The organism is Streptococcus mitis (genome assembly GCA_001560895.1).
Classification (GTDB): Bacteria; Bacillota; Bacilli; order Lactobacillales; family Streptococcaceae; genus Streptococcus; species Streptococcus mitis_Q.
The window spans coordinates 1840045-1856875 of sequence record CP014326.1; the positions used below are offsets into that span (position 1 = coordinate 1840045).

Annotated in this window: 13 protein-coding genes; 4 read left to right on the top strand and 9 right to left on the bottom strand. The window is 40.1% G+C overall.

All coding sequences use genetic code 11. The features are described from left to right. Positions 1 to 3: 3 nt before the first annotated feature. From AXK38_08590 to AXK38_08605, 4 genes are all read right to left on the bottom strand, one after another. Positions 4 to 735 carry a tyrosine protein phosphatase gene (locus tag AXK38_08590; GenBank protein AMH89294.1) on the bottom strand — a complete coding sequence of 244 codons (732 nt, stop codon included), beginning with the start codon at positions 733 to 735 and terminating at the stop codon, positions 4 to 6. Between the two features lies 1 nt (position 736). Continuing rightward, positions 737 to 2182: a LytR family transcriptional regulator gene (locus AXK38_08595; protein ID AMH89295.1), complete on the bottom strand. Its 1446-nt coding sequence runs from the start codon at positions 2180 to 2182 to the stop codon at positions 737 to 739. Positions 2183 to 2609: 427 nt separating this feature from the next. After that, positions 2610 to 4568, bottom strand: a complete 1959-nt coding sequence (locus AXK38_08600; protein ID AMH89296.1) for a peptide ABC transporter ATP-binding protein — start codon at positions 4566 to 4568, stop codon at positions 2610 to 2612. A gap of 195 nt (positions 4569 to 4763) precedes the next feature. Next, positions 4764 to 6371: a glucohydrolase gene (locus tag AXK38_08605; GenBank protein AMH89297.1), complete on the bottom strand. Its 1608-nt coding sequence runs from the start codon at positions 6369 to 6371 to the stop codon at positions 4764 to 4766. Between the two features lie 152 nt (positions 6372 to 6523). Between AXK38_08605 and AXK38_08610 the strand changes: the two genes are divergently transcribed. Beyond that, positions 6524 to 8008: a hypothetical protein gene (locus AXK38_08610; protein AMH89298.1), complete on the top strand. Its 1485-nt coding sequence runs from the start codon at positions 6524 to 6526 to the stop codon at positions 8006 to 8008. Between the two features lie 94 nt (positions 8009 to 8102). Then, positions 8103 to 8585, top strand: coding sequence for an S-ribosylhomocysteinase (locus AXK38_08615; protein AMH89299.1), 483 nt, complete (start codon positions 8103 to 8105; stop codon positions 8583 to 8585). Between the two features lie 60 nt (positions 8586 to 8645). On the opposite strand, the gene AXK38_08620 is transcribed toward AXK38_08615, so the two are convergent. The 5 genes from AXK38_08620 to AXK38_08640 all read right to left on the bottom strand — a co-directional run bounded on the left by AXK38_08620 (position 8646) and on the right by AXK38_08640 (position 15719). Further along, positions 8646 to 10751 carry an ATP-dependent Clp protease ATP-binding subunit gene (locus AXK38_08620; GenBank protein ID AMH89300.1) on the bottom strand — a complete coding sequence of 702 codons (2106 nt, stop codon included), beginning with the start codon at positions 10749 to 10751 and terminating at the stop codon, positions 8646 to 8648. 452 nt (positions 10752 to 11203) lie between these two features. Next, positions 11204 to 12184, bottom strand: a complete 981-nt coding sequence (locus AXK38_08625; protein ID AMH89301.1) for a phospho-N-acetylmuramoyl-pentapeptide-transferase — start codon at positions 12182 to 12184, stop codon at positions 11204 to 11206. A gap of 1 nt (position 12185) precedes the next feature. Further along, positions 12186 to 14438, bottom strand: a complete 2253-nt coding sequence (locus AXK38_08630) for a penicillin-binding protein (GenBank protein ID AMH89302.1) — start codon at positions 14436 to 14438, stop codon at positions 12186 to 12188. Between the two features lie 3 nt (positions 14439 to 14441). Then, positions 14442 to 14759, bottom strand: coding sequence for a cell division protein FtsL (locus tag AXK38_08635; protein AMH89303.1), 318 nt, complete (start codon positions 14757 to 14759; stop codon positions 14442 to 14444). 9 nt (positions 14760 to 14768) lie between these two features. Next, positions 14769 to 15719 carry a ribosomal RNA small subunit methyltransferase H gene (locus AXK38_08640; GenBank protein AMH89304.1) on the bottom strand — a complete coding sequence of 317 codons (951 nt, stop codon included), beginning with the start codon at positions 15717 to 15719 and terminating at the stop codon, positions 14769 to 14771. Between the two features lie 166 nt (positions 15720 to 15885). On the opposite strand from AXK38_08640, the gene AXK38_08645 reads away from it, so the two are divergent. Both AXK38_08645 and AXK38_08650 read left to right on the top strand, forming a co-directional pair. Further along, positions 15886 to 16080 (top strand): DNA-binding protein, encoded by a 195-nt coding sequence (locus AXK38_08645; protein ID AMH89305.1) that lies wholly within the window; start codon positions 15886 to 15888, stop codon positions 16078 to 16080. A 15-nt stretch (positions 16081 to 16095) separates the two neighbouring features. Further along, the gene (locus AXK38_08650; protein ID AMH89306.1) at positions 16096 to 16638 is read left to right on the top strand and encodes a hypothetical protein; all 543 of its coding nucleotides are present in this window, start codon (positions 16096 to 16098) and stop codon (positions 16636 to 16638) included. Positions 16639 to 16831 lie beyond the last annotated feature (193 nt).

The window sequence follows — 16831 nt, forward strand, 5'->3', positions numbered from 1 at the left end:
CTCCTAAATTAATTGATCCATTATAATTTTTCTGGGATTTTCTACAAAAAGTTCTTTCGCTTTTTTCGCTCCATATTTCTTAGCAATGATATCATATGCCTGTTCCATATATGGAGGTCTACTGTCTAAATTGTGCATGTCACTTGCAACTACATGAACTAAGTCACGTTCTAAAAAATACCGAGCTCTCTTTTTCATGAATTTATATCTTTCACCAAAGAGCTTAGGTTTTAAAACATGATAACTATTTATCTGAGTATAGCAACCCATATCAATCAGTTCGCGAACGCGTTTTTCATTATTCTCTAAAGCATCATAACGTTCAATATGAGCAATTACTGGTGTGATCCCCAACATCAAAATATTACTCAATCCCGTATGAATCTCACGATAGGGAGTATGCATGCTAAACTCAATCAAAGCATAACGACTATCATTAAGAGTAGGAATTTCTTTTCTTTCTAGCTTTTCTAGAACATCCAGAGTATAGTATATCTCTGCGCCATAAGCAATGACTAAATCATCTGCTACTTCTCTTGCAATTTCACGAACCTTAATAAAATTTGCTGCAATTTTTTCTTCTGGAGTTTCAAACATCCCTTTTCGACGATGCGAAGTAGACACAATCATTCGAACTCCTTGATTGTAAGCTTCTCTTAAAAGTGCTTTGCTATCCTCTATCGACTTTGGCCCATCATCTACATCAAAAACGATATGCGAATGGATGTCTATCATTTTATCTACCCTCCATCACATCCTGTATAGCTGCTTTGACTGTAGCTAAACTACTCTCATCTATTTCCATCATATAGAGGTTACTATCTGGCATTGCATAAGAAGGAAGATCCATCCGACCTGTCCCTTTTAAATCTTGAGAATTTACTTTATAATTCCCTCCACTTTCCAATTGAGTATTCACTAGATCCATCATAGTCTCAATCGGCATATTTGTTTGAAGAGAATCCTGCAATCCTTGAAGAATACTACTATAGTTCTTCAAGGCCTCTGTAGAAGTTAACTTCTGAATAATTGCTACAATGACCTTTTGTTGGTTGCGACCACGGTCACGGTCTCCATCGGCTAGCGAGTAGCGTTCACGTACAAAACCTAGAGCTTGCTCAGAGTCTAGATGTACATTCCCCACTGGGAAATGGAACTTCCCATGTAGAGCTGAAAACTCTTGATCGTTATGAACATCTACCCCTCCCAATAGGTCAATCAGTTTCAAAAATGAGGTGAAATTCAAACGAACATAATAATTAATATCTACACCATAAAGGTTCTCTAGGGTATGAATAGATGAGTCAACCCCATATATACCAGCATGAGTCAATTTATCCTTTTGATTGTTTCCACCATCGGCAATAGGAACATATGAATCTCGTGGAGTTGTTGTAAGAAGGATTCTCTTCGTATCCCTATTGACCGTCATTAGAATATTGACATCTGAACGAGAAACTGAACTAATGGCACCGTAAGTATCAATCCCACTGACATAGATATTGAAAAAGCGATCTTTAGATACCTTAGGAGTCTCAACCTCTTTAGTCATTTTTTTAGTGTAAATTTTCTTGATTTTAGAAGCATAATCCGGATACTCTGCCTCAATAATATTCTCAAATACACTATTTAAGACAATGGCTTTGGCCTCTCCAGAAATCAAACTTTTATAAGTTGATAAGTAAGAATTACTTTTTTCAACCGTCAAATCCTTATTTTGACTCGTCTTAATATCAGAGATTAGCTTTTGAATATTCTCATTATCCGTACCTGTTGGCCCCATAACACTAGATAATTGGGTAACATGATTGATATCACTATCCTTTAAAACAACGACGCTGAGAGAATACTCTGAATAATTTGAAGTTGCATTAATATGACTTGTGAATCCCACAAATTGTTGCAGAGCAAACAAAGAAACCGAACTCACTAAAACAGCTAGTGTCAAAAAGAAAATCGTGAACTTTTCGGCTTTTCTATAGATTATTAGTAGTGTAGCACTAATAGCAACCATAAAGGTAAAAACTGCAACTACAACATTCAAGTTTCTAAAAGCAAGTATATTATACTTAAAGATTAAGAACAATAAAAACCCGCTCAACAATGAATAAACAAGCGCCAAGAATATGTTAATATTCTGTTTTGTTTTCTGTGAGCGTGATTTTTTAAAACGTCTACTCATGATTATCACCTATATATTTAATAGTCCTATTATATCACTTTTTTAATTTAAATTCTACAATTAATACTTTTATAGATAATCTTTGATCCAGGTTTTTCGTGTCTCATAAAATTTTAATTCCTACTCGAAAGTAGAAGCACTATAGTATTTTTGTAGTAGTATTATTTGATATCAACATCATATATCAGTGTTTCTAAACTCTTTTCTATAAATAAAAAAGTATAATCACACAAGAGTCTGATACTCAATGAAAATCAAAGAACAAACTAGGAAGCTAGCTTCATGTTACTCAAAACACTGTTTTAAGGTTGCAGATAGAGCTGACGCACTTTGGAGAGATTTTCGAAGAGTATGAACTTACAATATACAAAAAAAACAGCCCTATCAAGATGGCTTTATAAAAACCATCCAATAGAACTGCTCGTTATTATTTAACATGCTTTTCTGCTTCTTTTTGAGCTTTTTCAATTGCTTTTTTGCTCTCTTGCTCCCATTTAGTCTTGGCTTCTTCATACTGTTTAGTCGTAACTGTATCTTTTTGCAGTTTCATGTACTTATAATTATTTCCATCACCCTTGATACCAACCAATGAATAACCTCTTGTAAATGGTGTCACTTTAGTTACAGAAGCTGTCCCACCATTTGACATAGCTGACATAATGAGAGAGTTATCGATCATCCAAGCTTGAGCTTCAGCGTATTTTTCATAACGCTTCGCTACATCTTTGTTTTCACTATCCGCTCCCTTAAGCATTTTAGTGTAAGTATCCAAACCTAAGCTAGCAATTTTTGCTTTATCTTCCTTGGCATCTAGACCAAAAATCTTTAGGTAGAATCCATCCTCTGCATTGAAAGGATTGAGATAAGTTGATGGATCTTGGTAATCACCTACCCAGCCATCAAAGTTCAAATCGTAGTCTCGATCAGCTGGCGTTGGTGCTAAGAAGGCTACGTTATTAAAATCATCTGTTGACAGTTGCTGAACATCAATGACAATATTATCAGCACCCAAAACTGATTCAAGAGTCTGTTTAACAGAGTTCATACCTGTCACAGCATTTTTATTCGTCTGATCAACCGCCACATCCAAGTGAATAGGGAAGGTCGCACCTTGACTTGCCAATTCTTTTTTAGCTTCCGCAAATTTTGCTTGGGCTTTTTCTTTGTTGAAATAAGCATCCTGCGCATCTGCTAGGTTCATACCCGCCCACTCTGTTCCATAGTTGACCAATTTAGAAGCGACTACTTCTCCAAAGGTCTTGTCTCCAACTTGGACAAATGTTGGAGGCACCAAGGTGTTACGAAGAGTCTTGCTAGCTGCTTCTTCCCCATTTGACTGGGCAGAATAGGCTGTGCGGTCCAGGGCAAAGTTCACTGCTTGGCGGAAGTTTTTGTTCAAGACAGCTGTTTCAGTTGATTTCTTCTGCTCATCTGTCGTTTTAGACGTATGGTTGTAAGCCTTACGGTTGACGTTGAAATTGAAATACCAAGAAGTCTTGTCCTGCAAACTGTAAATGATATTATTCTTATATTTTTCCTTTGTCTTAGCAAAGTTTGAACTATTTGGATAAACACCAGCGATTGAATAAGCTCCGCTTTCAAAGTTACGGATGGTCAATTCTTGGTCTGAGCCATCAAAATAAGCCAATTTCACGCGCTCAATCGATACCTTATCGTGATCGTAATAATGAGGATTTTTCACATACTCAATAGATGATTTTGATGTGAAGTCTTTTAACAAATAAGGTCCGCTGTAAAGAATGCTATCTGGAGATAGAGTCCCAAAATCTTTCCCTTTTGAATTTAAAAACTCTTCGTTGACTGGGAAAAGAATACTGTTGGTTGTTTTTGAATTCCAGTAAGGCTCTGGGCGTACCAAAGTATACTCAACCGTCTGGTCGTCAATGGCCTTCACACCAACCTTAGAAAAGTCAGAATCCACTCCTGTAATATAATCATTCAATCCCTTAATCGAGTTTTGAATCAAGTCAATGGCCTGTGATTTATTATCCACTGCGTACTTAATACCTGTCACAAAATCCTGTGCCTTGACTGGAGCGTACTCTTCACCGTCAGCTGTGAACCATTTGGCATCTTTTCTCAATTTATAGGTATAAGTCAGACCATCGCTCGAAACAGACCAGTCTTCTGCCAAAGATGGAACTAGGTTCCCGTGGTTGTCATTTTCAAGCAAGCCATCAACTAGGTTGGTAATGATGGCTGTATTATCAGCGTAGTAGTCTAATAGATAGTTAAATGTAGTTGGATTTCCACTAAAGGTTGATGAGTAAGTTTTTGTATCTGAACCTGATTGTCCGCAGGCAGCCAAAAGCAAGGCAGCCGCAAAGGTCAGGCCTGCGCTAAGAACACGCTTCTTTGTATTCATCTTCTTTCTCCTTTATGTTAGTTTTTATAACATAAACTTATTTTACCAAAATAGCCAGAATTTGTAAAGTTAATTGAATTTTTAGAATGAAAATTTATAAATGTAGGCATAAAAAAACAAAGGATTTCTGTCTTTCATACAGTCCTCCCTTGTTTTTATACTATTTCAATTTTAGATTTTTCTGTTCAGAAATATTTAGCCCAACTCCACACAGAAAGCATCCCATGGAGCCAAGATTTGTTTTTCAAAGACTTCTTGAGCCACAGTATTTTCAATCAAGACAGATTTAACTTTTCCTTCTACTACCAAGCCTTGCTCTTTATTGGACAAGTTAGCTACGACTAGGAATCGACGGTCACCATCTTTACGGATATAAGCAAAGACCTTGTCAGCTGTTTCCAATAGTTCAAAGTCAGCTCGAATCAGCCAGCTATTCTCCTTACGGATTTGAACCAGTTTCTGATAGGTATAGAAAATAGAATCTGGATTTCCTAGCGCTTCTTGAACATTGATTGCTTGATAGTTTGAATTGACTGCTAACCAAGGTTGACCTGTTGAGAAACCAGCATTTTGGCTCTCATCCCATTGCATAGGGGTACGGGCATTGTCACGACCAATGACACGGATACTGTCCATGATTTCTTCCATCGGAACGCCTTTTTCAAGCGCTTCACGTGCATAATTGAGGGACTCAATATCTTCTACTTGGTCCAGTGTTTCAAATGGATAGTTGGTCATCCCAATCTCCTCACCCTGGTAGATATAAGGTGTCCCTCTCATGAGATGAAGCAAGATTGCAAAGGCTTTGGCAGATTTTTCACGATATTCTTGGTCATTTCCCCAAATAGAGACGATACGTGGGAGGTCATGATTGTTCCAGAAAAGCGAATTCCAACCGTCCTCAACTCCTAACTCTGTCTGCCATTTGTTGAAAATTTCTTTTAACTTAGCGATGTTCAGCTCTTTTTGGTAATGCCACTTAGGTTGCCCTTCCTGATACTGAAGACAGATATGCTCAAACTGGAAGACCATAGACAATTCTTGCCCCTTTGGATCAGAGTAGAGTTTGGCAATCTCTGGCGTTGCACCCCAGGTCTCTCCCACTGTCAAGAGATTCTTATCTCCAAAGGTCGCCTGATTCATTTCCTTGAGATAGGGGTGGAGCATAGGACCATTATTGACTACTTTCTCGTCAGGAATTTTCCCAATCATGTCAATAACATCCATGCGGAAACCACCAATCCCTTTATCAATCCAGAAGTTCATCATCTCATAGATTTTCTGGCGAAGGTTTTCATTTTCCCAGTTGAGATCAGGCTGTTTCTTGCTGAAAAAGTGGAGATAGTATTGACCTGACTTTTCATCGTATTCCCAAGCTGATCCACTAAAAATAGAATCAAGATCGTTTGGTTCATCTCGCCAGATATAGTAGTCTCGCTCAGGACTGTCAGGATTTTCACAGGCTTCGACAAACCAAGCATGTTCATCCGAGGTATGATTGACCACCAAGTCCATGATGATACGAATATCACGCTTATTGGCTTCCGCGATCAGTTGATCCATATCCTCCATGGTCCCAAAAATAGCTGCAATCGCTTGATAATCAGCAATATCGTAGCCATTATCATCCATAGGGCTGTCATAAACGGGAGAAAGCCAAATTGCTGTAATTCCTAACTTGGCTAGATAGTCTAACTTACTAGTAATTCCTGGCAAATCGCCAATTCCATCTCCGTTGCTATCCATAAAGCTCTTAGGATAGACTTGATAGACTACGGCATTGTGCCACCATTTTTCTTGCATCTTCTTACCTCATTATTTTAATAATCTGTAGTCTATGATAGCGCTTTTTAAAATTTTATGCAAGCGTTTGCCTAATCTTTTTGATTCCTTTTTTAACTCCATAGTTTCCTAACTTCCAATTTTTTATTATAATAGAGGTCAGAGGTAAAAAAATGAAAAAACAAGCTTTTAGTTCTGAACAATATTTGAATCTACAGCGCGACCACATCTTGGAGCGCATTAACCAATTTGACGGCAAGCTCTACTTGGAGTTTGGTGGCAAAATGTTAGAAGATTTCCACGCTGCTCGTGTCCTTCCTGGTTATGAGCCTGACAACAAAATCAAGCTCTTGCAAGAATTGAAAGAGCAGGTTGAGGTTGTGATTGCCATTAACGCTAGCAACATCGAGCACTCTAAAGCACGTGGCGACCTGGGCATTTCTTATGACCAAGAAGTTCTTCGTTTGATTGACAAATTTAATGAATTAGGGATTTTTGTTGGTTCCGTTGTCATCACACAGTACGCTGGCCAACCAGCCGCAGATGCCTTCCGCAACCAGCTCGAGAAAAATGGAATTGATTCTTATCTTCATTATCCAATCAAAGGATATCCGACGGATATGGACCACATCATTTCTCCAGAAGGCATGGGGAAAAACGACTACATCAAAACCAGTCGCAACTTGATTGTCGTAACTGCTCCTGGACCTGGTTCTGGAAAATTGGCAACTTGTATGTCAAACATGTACCACGACCAAATCAATGGTATCAAGTCTGGTTACGCTAAATTTGAAACCTTCCCAGTTTGGAATCTTCCCCTTCATCACCCAGTCAACTTGGCTTATGAGGCTGCCACAGCAGACCTTGATGATGTCAACATGATTGACCCTTTCCATCTCCAAACTTACGGAGAAACCACTGTCAACTACAACCGTGATATTGAAATTTTCCCAGTTCTCAAACGCATGCTAGAACGTATCCTTGGTGAATCTCCATACGCTTCACCGACAGACATGGGTGTCAACATGGTTGGCTTCGCTATTACTGATGACGAGGCTGCTGTCGAAGCTTCTAAACAAGAAATCATCCGCCGTTACTATCAAACTGTTCTTGATTTTAAAGCCGAAAAAGTTAGCGAATCTGCTGTTAAGAAAATCGAGTTGCTCATGAACGACCTCGGCATCACACCTGCAGACCGCAAGGTTGCTGTCGTTGCTCGTCAAAAGGCAGAAGAAACTGGCGGACCAGCCCTAGCCCTTGAATTGCCAAGTGGGGAAATCGTGACTGGTAAGAACTCCGAACTCTTTGGTCCTACAGCCGCTGCCTTGATCAACGCCATCAAGAAATCAGCTGACATTGCTAAAGAAGTAAAACTCATCGAGCCTGAACTTGTCAAACCAATCCAAGGTCTTAAAATCGATCATCTAGGTAGCCGTAATCCACGCCTTCATTCAAATGAAATCCTGATTGCACTTGCCATCACAGCTACAGAAAATCCTGACGCTGCTCGTGCTATGGAAGAGCTTGGCAATCTCAAAGGAAGCGAAGCCCACTCAACCATCATCTTGACAGATGAAGACAAGAATGTCCTTCGTAAATTGGGTATCAATGTAACCTTTGACCCTTATTACCAATACGATCGCTTGTATCGTAAGTAAAGATTTGAACCTCTCCACTATCGGAGAGGTTTTCTCTCTGTCTCAGGAGCCGGCTTTATGTTATAATGAAAGAAGAAAACTGAAAGGATTTACCATGTCAAAAGAAGTTATTGTTGAAAGTTTTGAACTTGACCACACTATTGTTAAAGCACCATATGTCCGCTTGATTGGGGAAGAAACAGGGCCAAAGGGAGACATCATCTCCAATTATGATATTCGCTTGGTGCAACCAAACGAAGACTCTATCCCTACTGCTGGCCTTCACACTATTGAGCACCTCTTAGCCAAACTCATCCGTACCCGCATTGACGGTATGATTGACTGTTCGCCGTTTGGTTGCCGTACAGGTTTCCACATGATTATGTGGGGACGCCATACCAGCGCTGAGATTGCAGCTGTTATCAAGGATTCGCTCAAGGAAATTGCTGAGACCACTACTTGGGAAGATGTCCCTGGAACAACCATCGAATCTTGCGGAAACTACAAGGATCACAGCCTCTTCTCTGCTAAAGAATGGGCGAAACTCATCTTGGAACAAGGAATCTCAGATGATGCCTTTGAGCGTCATGTGATTTAGACACAAAAGGAACCAGTTTTTTCAGCTGGCTCCTTCTTTTTTTATTCTCAAAATTTTGTCTTAGGCTTTTTCACGAATAACTAAACCACCATCTTCCATATCTGCTTCTAGGTGTTTGGCATCCAGGTGATCCAAATGGAAGTCTGTCACCTTATCCCGAATTTCTTGTTCAACCACGCGACGGAGAGGACGAACACCCATGACTTCGTCATAACCTTCTTCTGTGATATAGTCCTTAGCTGCTTGACTGACTACCAAATCAATGTCTTTCTTAGCCAAGGTTTGGTTAACTTCAGCCAACATCAAGTCCACAATCTTAGAAAGGTCTTCCTTCGTCAAGTGTGAGAACTCGATAACTGCGTTAAAGCGGTTAAGGAATTCTGGGCGGAAGAATGGTTTCAAACGATCCATCAACTCTGGTTTATCCGCATCTTCTGTCAAGTTGGCTTCATAGCCAAATCCAGCATTTGATGTCGCAATAATGACAGTGTTCTTGAAGTTCACTGTATTTCCTTGACCATCTGTCAAACGACCGTCATCCAATACTTGGAGGAGAAGAGTGATCACTTGAGGATCAGCCTTTTCAATTTCATCCAAGAGAATGATAGAGTACGGATTGCGACGAACACGTTCTGTTAAGGTATTGCTATTGTCATCATAGCCCACATAACCAGCTGTTGTACCGATTAGCTTAGATACGGCTGTACGATCACTGTATTCAGACATATCCAAACGAATGATGGCCTCTTTGGTACCAAACATATCGAGCGCCAATTGCTTAGCAAGTTCTGTCTTACCAACTCCAGTTGGACCTACAAAGAGGAAACTACCGATTGGGCGATTGCCCTCATCGAAACCAGCACGGTTACGACGGATGGCACGAGCTACAGCTTCAACTGCCTTGTCTTGGCCGATTACCTTGTCTTGCAGACGATGAGCCATATCCTTGAGGCGTTCGATGTCTGATGCTCCCATTTGTGAAACTGGAATACCAGTCATACGTTCCACAGATTCAGCCACATCGTTGACACTTGCAGTCACCTTCATATCTTCTGTGTGGTTTTCGATTTTCTTTTCCAATTCTGCAATGCGTGTTTTATAGTTTAGAGCTGCTTCAAAATCTTCTGCCTCAACTGCTTTTTCTTGCTTGTCTTTTTCTACCTCTATTTCACGTTCAACAGCATGAACATCTGTTACAGGATGTTGTGCTGCCAAATGAGCTGCCGTTACGTCCACAAGGTCGATAGCCTTATCTGGCAAGCTACGTTGTGGAATGTATTGGACAGAATAATCCACCGCTGCTTTCAAGACTTCATCTGGCAAGATAACATTGTGGTGTTGTTGATAAAGGTCACGAATCCCTTGAAGGATTTTAAAAGTATCTTCTGCTGAAGGAGCGTTGACCTTGACTTCGTTGAAACGACGAGCAAGAGCCGCATTCTTCAAGATGGTGTTACGGTATTCGTCTTGAGTTGTCGCTCCAATAACGGTTAATTCACCACGAGAGAGAGCTGGCTTGAGAATATCCGCAAGTCCTTTAGAACCACTGTCTCCACCAGTGCTACCAGCGCCAAGAATTTGGTGAATTTCATCAAAGAAGAGGATAATATTCCCTGCTTCTTTCACTTCATTGACTAAGTTTTGAACGTTTTCTTCAAAACTACCACGGTATTGAGTACCAGCCTCAAGACCTGAGATGTCAATGGAAATAATTTCCTTGTTCTTGATAGCAGCTGGAACATCGCCATTCACAATGGCTTGCGCTAGGCCTTCGACAACAGCTGTCTTACCAACCCCTGCATCTCCAACAAGGACAGGATTATTTTTGGTACGGCGTGAAAGGATTTCAGATGTTTCTTGAATTTCCTTATTTCGTCCGATAACAGGATCCAACTTGCCCTCACGAGCTTCCGCTGTCAAGTTTCGACCTAGTTTAGCAAGGACACCGTCTTGTTTCATACCTGAAACCTGTTGTTGCATTTGTCCATCAACTTCTGCATTTCCTGGCAATTGACCAGTTGCACGATAGTGAGCGAATTCCTCAGGTGTCACTTCACGTCCATTAATCAAGTAACGACGATTTTCAGAACTATATCCTCGCATACCACCCATCAATTGGTTAAATAAATCATCCATGTTGTTAAAATTATTAAAGTTGTTGTTCATATTCTTTACCTCTTTTTGTTTACTTAGTTATGATTACTGATATTGACTATCTTTGACCTTTATTTTAAAAAATTTAGACTAGCTAAATCGCTACTCTACGTACTATTTCTGGTTTTTCTTTTTCAAGCAGGAGTAGACTATCTTTACTTCTGAAGATTTCTAGATTAAACATAGACACACCTCTTTCTACTTTACTTTAAATAATACTCTTCGAAAATCTCTTCAAACTACGTCAGCTCTATCTGCAACCTCAAAACAGTGTTTTGAGCAACCTGCAGCTAGCTTCCTAGTTTGCTCTTTGATTTTCATTGAGTATAAGTGTTCGAGTAAGGCTTTCATTTACCTTACGTTCATAATATACTACATTAGTCAGAAAAGGTCAAGAGATTTGACTTTAATTGACCAATATTTTTTAGAATGCAAAAACACCCTGAAACGTCAGGGTGCCATTCTTACATCAAATACAAAATTGCTAGCGTCAGGAGACTTGCTAGAAGTCCCATTCCCCAAAAGAAGAAGTCAACCTTCCACTCGCTCCAAGGATTTCCTTTACCAGACAATCCTCCAAGCTCAAAATGGTGATGCACAGGCGTCATACGAAAAATACGTTTGCCACCAGTCATTTTGAAATAACTTACTTGCATCATAACCGAAGTTGTTTCAAAAACATAAACAATTCCGATAATCAAGAGAGTCCATTCTTGGTGGAGGGCCATAGAGATAGCTGCCAACATTCCACCGAGAGCCAAACTTCCCACATCCCCCATAAAGACCTTGGCAGGCTTATGGTTAAAGACGAAGAAACCGAGTAAACCACCAATCATGGCCAGAATCACCAGAAGAATATCCATCTGACCTTGCACATAGGCAATAATTCCATAAGCAGACAAACTAATCACCACTGAAACACTAGCTAGACCGTCAATACCGTCTGTCAAGTTGACTGCATTTGAAAAACCAACTAGCCAGAAAAGGGCGAAAAGAATATAGAAAATCCCTAGATGTACTTGGTAACCAAAGACTGAAAGCATATCGCCACCGCGATCATAGAAAAGGTAGAAAACGACCCCTCCTAGGAGCTGAAGAGCCAATTTTTGCTTAGGATTCAGCCCCTCATTGATTTTACGAAAGACCTTGAGAAAGTCATCTAAAAATCCGACAAGTCCATAAAGGACCAAGATGAACAAAATCATTCCCACATTATTGGTCAATTGTTTTGAAAAAAGAGCAACGAGGAAACTCACCACAACTGTAGCAATAAGGAAAACAAGTCCCCCCATAGTTGGCGTCCCAGCTTTTGCCTGATGCTGTTTGACATCCTCATGCATCTGCTGGCCTGTAATTTGCGCCTTTCTATAAAATTGGATAAAGGCCGGAATTCCTACCAAAGTTAGTAAAAATGTCACAATTCCAGCACTGATGGAAATAAACATATTAGTCTCCTAAAGTTAATGTAATTTTTTTAATGTCCTTGATAGCTGTGTTAGCACGAACATCTTGCTTCTGCACAGTAGAACCTGAACCTTCAAATACAAGTTCTATATTTAACCACTTAGAAAAAGCTTCTGCGGTTGCTTTTGTCCAACCATACATATCTGGAACTTCCTCTGCTTTATCAGATAAGAGGAGAACTTGCTGGTTAGGAGCAAGATTGGTTCCTTCTTCTACAGATGATTCTTTAATCTTTGTTCCTGTTCCTACAACGATTGGTTGCACAATATTGCGACGTAAGGCTTCCGCCAAATCGCCAGGTGAAATGTCCTTGATGCTAGGCATGGCATAGGCGCTTTGATTGGTTACCTGATCTAACGTTTTAGCGGTAGATTGCAGGTTAAGGGAATCTTTCATAGCCACCGCTCTTTCCAAGATAGGGTTGGCAAATTCTCCCAACTGGATACCTGAATAATGTTCAGGTTGCTGTACCGTTACATACAAGATAAAATCAGGATTTTCAGCAGGATTCATAGTCACAACTGAGAAAATATAATTGGTAGAACCAACCAAGTATCCTCCATTTTTCTCATCAGCGATTTGAGCCGTACCGGATTTAACTGCTACATTTTGTCCAGGAACTGTTATAATTGGCTTTCCTGTGTAGTGATTATACATAGTTCCATATAGAGGGTCCGTCCCAACTAAGATCATGTGATTTCGAGTTGTGCTTGCTGCCTCTTTGGAAACAGGATTTCCTACTATTTCTTTTTGTGACTTACGTACAGACTGATTGTTAGTATCATAAATAGCACTTATAAATTTTGGCTCCAGCATAACTCCATCATTAGCAATAGCTGTAAAGGCACGAAGCATTTGTGTTTGTGTCACTGAAATTCCTTGCCCAAATGAGCTTTGAGCAATATTAACAATATTATCAGCTGGAAGTTGACCAGCGTATTCATCTGTCAAGCCAAAGCGAGTTGGAACCCCAAATTTAAAGCGTTTTAGATAATCCAACCAAGTAGCATCTCCCATTTTTTGTTCAAGTAGACTCATTCCAACATTACTGGAGTGAGCGAAACCTTGTAAGAAAGTCATCATCCCACCAGTAGTCAAACCACCATTAACATCCCAATCTCGAGTCGTCACATCCGCCATTTTAAATTCACTGCTATTGAAGTATTCTCCACTTGGGAAGGTATTATTATCAATAGAAGAAGCTAACGTCATAACCTTCATGGCTGATCCTGGTTCATAGTTACTTTGATAAAGAATATCACGCCAAACAAAATCCTTAGTGATTCCTTCTTTAGTATCTGCATTAAATGTCGGTCGTTGGGTGGTAGCAAGGATTTCACCAGTCTTTGCACTGACCAAGGTCGCGGTCATATACTTACCTTTTACTTTTTCTAGAAAGGCATCCATCTGAGTTTCCATGAAAGATTGGAGCGGACTAGACAATGTTGTATAAACATCCTTGCCATCCACAGTTTGTTGCGATACCAGTTCTGTACCTGGTACGATATTTCCTACACGGTCTTTTTCATAGGTAATAATACCGTCTGTCCCAGCAAGAATGGTATTTAAAGAACTCTCCAAACCAGAAGTCCCTAACAAACTCTTACTACCATCCTCATTTTCATGAAGTTGGGCTAAGCCAATAAAGCTAGAAGCAAATTGTCCATTTGGATAGCTTCTGTTAGGGCTAGTTGTAAAGTCAATCCCTTCCACACTAGCATCTTTCAAATCTTTTTTAATAGCCATCATATTGGCATAGGTAATCCCATTTCCTTTTGCACCAAAGGAAACTTGGGTCAGATTTGGTTGAGCTAATTGCTCTTTCACATAAGCTTCATCCATGTCTAAATACTTATGGAAGACTTCAGCTACCTTATTAAACTGCGAATCCTCTACATAAAGAATTTTTCCAGTTGCTGATTTGTATTTTTTATCAATGACAGCATAGACATTATAGGAGGTTGCATCCTCAGCAATCGGGACTCCATTTCGGTCATAAATAGTCCCACGTTTGGCAGGGACTGTACGGGTTATTTGGTGAACTTTCTTAGCCTCTTTGACTAGATCCGTTCCAAATTTACTACCACTCCCGATAATAACAGCAAAATTAACCAAAAAGACAGCGAAAAGTACGACAGCTAACAAGCTGATGTACTTCCCTACTATTTTACGGTTTTCTGCTGGAGATTTACGGTTTCTAATCGCAAATCGGGTTATTCTTTTTGTCCACTTCATATCTTACTCCGCTGATCGAATATTCTCATTATTCAATTTTAAGTCCTTAGAATTGGCGATTTCTTTCAAGCGTTCTGAACGAATCAATTCATTCACTTCCTGCTTAGCATCATCGAGCTCTGTCTTCTTCTCTTCTATCTGTGCATTGATTTTTGTCAAATCACTTTGCACTTGCAAGAGTCGTGTCTGCATAAAGATAATACTTACTGCTAGGACGAGAGCCGTAAACGCAATGGAAAGATAAAAAGCCTTCTCCACACGTGAGAATTTTTTTATACGATTCTGCAAGAATTGACTGGTTGTTTCTTTCTTATCTACCATTTTTTCCTCTTACTTGTGAATTTTTCTGGCCACGCGCAACTTGGCTGAATGCGAGCGGTTGTTGGCTTCTAACTCCTCTGCACTTGGCAAGATTGGCTTACGGGATACCAATTCCATCTTGGGCTTGAGATCATCTGGGATGAAAGGCAAACCTTTGGGAACTTCCACTGTTGAAGCCTCCTTGAACAATTGCTTGGTCAAGCGGTCTTCCAAGGAATGAAAGGTAATCACTGAAATTCTACCATCCAGAGCCAACATCTCCATAGCCTGCTGGATAGACTCATCTGCCGCTCCCAGTTCATCATTAACTTCAATTCGAATAGCCTGGAAAATCTGCTTGGCAGGATGACCCTTCTTCTTGAGTTCCTTAGCAGGTTTGGCCGACTTGATAATCTCTGCCAGCTCCGTCGTTGTCTCGATTGGCTTGACTTCACGTGCTTGTTCAATCTTACGGGCAATCTGTTTAGAGAATTTGTCCTCGCCATATTTGAAGAAAATACGAACCAAGTCATGATAGTCATAGTGGTTCACCACTTCATAGGCTGTCAGACTAGCTTCCTGATTCATCCGCATATCCAGTGGCGCATCCTTTTTATAAGAAAAACCACGCTCACGCTGGTCCAGCTGAGGACTAGACACTCCCAAGTCATAACAAATTCCATCAATTTCCTGAACACCAGCTTCGCGCAAACGTGCCTGTAAATGACGGAAGTTATCCTTGATAAAAGTCACCATCTCCTTCTCAATGTAGGAAGCCAAGCGTTTTTGCGCATTGTTAATGGCATTCTGGTCCTGGTCAAAGGCATAGAGATGGCCTTTTTCACTTAATTTACTTAATAAATATTCGCTATGGCCCGCTCCACCCAAAGTCGCATCAACGTAGATACCGTCAGGCTTTACGTCGAGCATATCAATCGTTTCGTGGAGTAAGACCGTTACATGATGAAATTCTTTTGTCATATCTTATCTATTTTACCACAAATCTGACTAGCTTGCACTAGTCAGACAAATAGGCCAAAAACAAGTAAGATTTCTTTAAGAAATATGTCAAATATGCTTGACATTCACTCCATAGAAGAATATAATGTAGTCAAATATATACGACATAAATCAGAAAGGAGTCCAGATGAATCGTGTGAAAGAATTTCGCAAGGAACTGGGCATTTCCCAGCTCGAACTCGCCAAGGATATCGGTGTCTCGAGACAAACCATCAATATGATTGAAAACGACAAGTACAATCCAACTCTGGAACTCTGTCTCAATCTCGCCCGCAGCCTCCAAACTGACCTCAACAGTCTCTTTTGGGAGGATGATTTTTAAAAAAGGAGCAAACTCATGAAAAAAGAAACCTTTACTGAAAAACTCATCAAACGCACATACGGTATTTCTGATCCACTTGACGAATACAAACGACGCGAGGCTGATCGTATCGGCAATCAAGTCTTTATCTTCCTCTTTTATCTGATGATTTTCGGAAATCTTATTCCACTCCTTCTGGCCTATAAATATCCTCAAGAAGTGGCTCTAATCTATCCTCCTCTGATTTTAGTGATTGCCCTCATCGCTGCTGGATATCTCACCTATCAAATGCAAAAAACAGGGATTACAACTATTGAACCAGATATGCTGAGCGAGAAAGTAAGTAAGCAACTACACTACCCAGGTTTTAAAGCAGGTTTGTTCTTTGGTCTATGGATGTTTTTTATAACTCCTCTTCTCGGTATACTCATAGGTGAAGGTCAGGACTATTTTCAGTCTCTTCTCACTATAAGAAATGGTGTATCAAGCATTCTCGGTTCTATTTTCTTCGGAGCGAGCATACAGTTCCTCATCTCCCGTCGCATTGCAAAAACTAAGAAAAATCAAGATGAGGATTAGGAGGTACCTTATGAAATCACTACTAACTTTACTTACCTATCATCTTTTGTTCAGTTCTCTGCTCATCTTCATCATCGTTTCAGGGAACTTGCCAATCAGCTAGATATTCCTCGGGCTAGTCTTTATTCCAGCACTTAACAAAGGACTGACTTATCTAAAGATTGACTCCCCAAAAACACGCATACTCAACTTA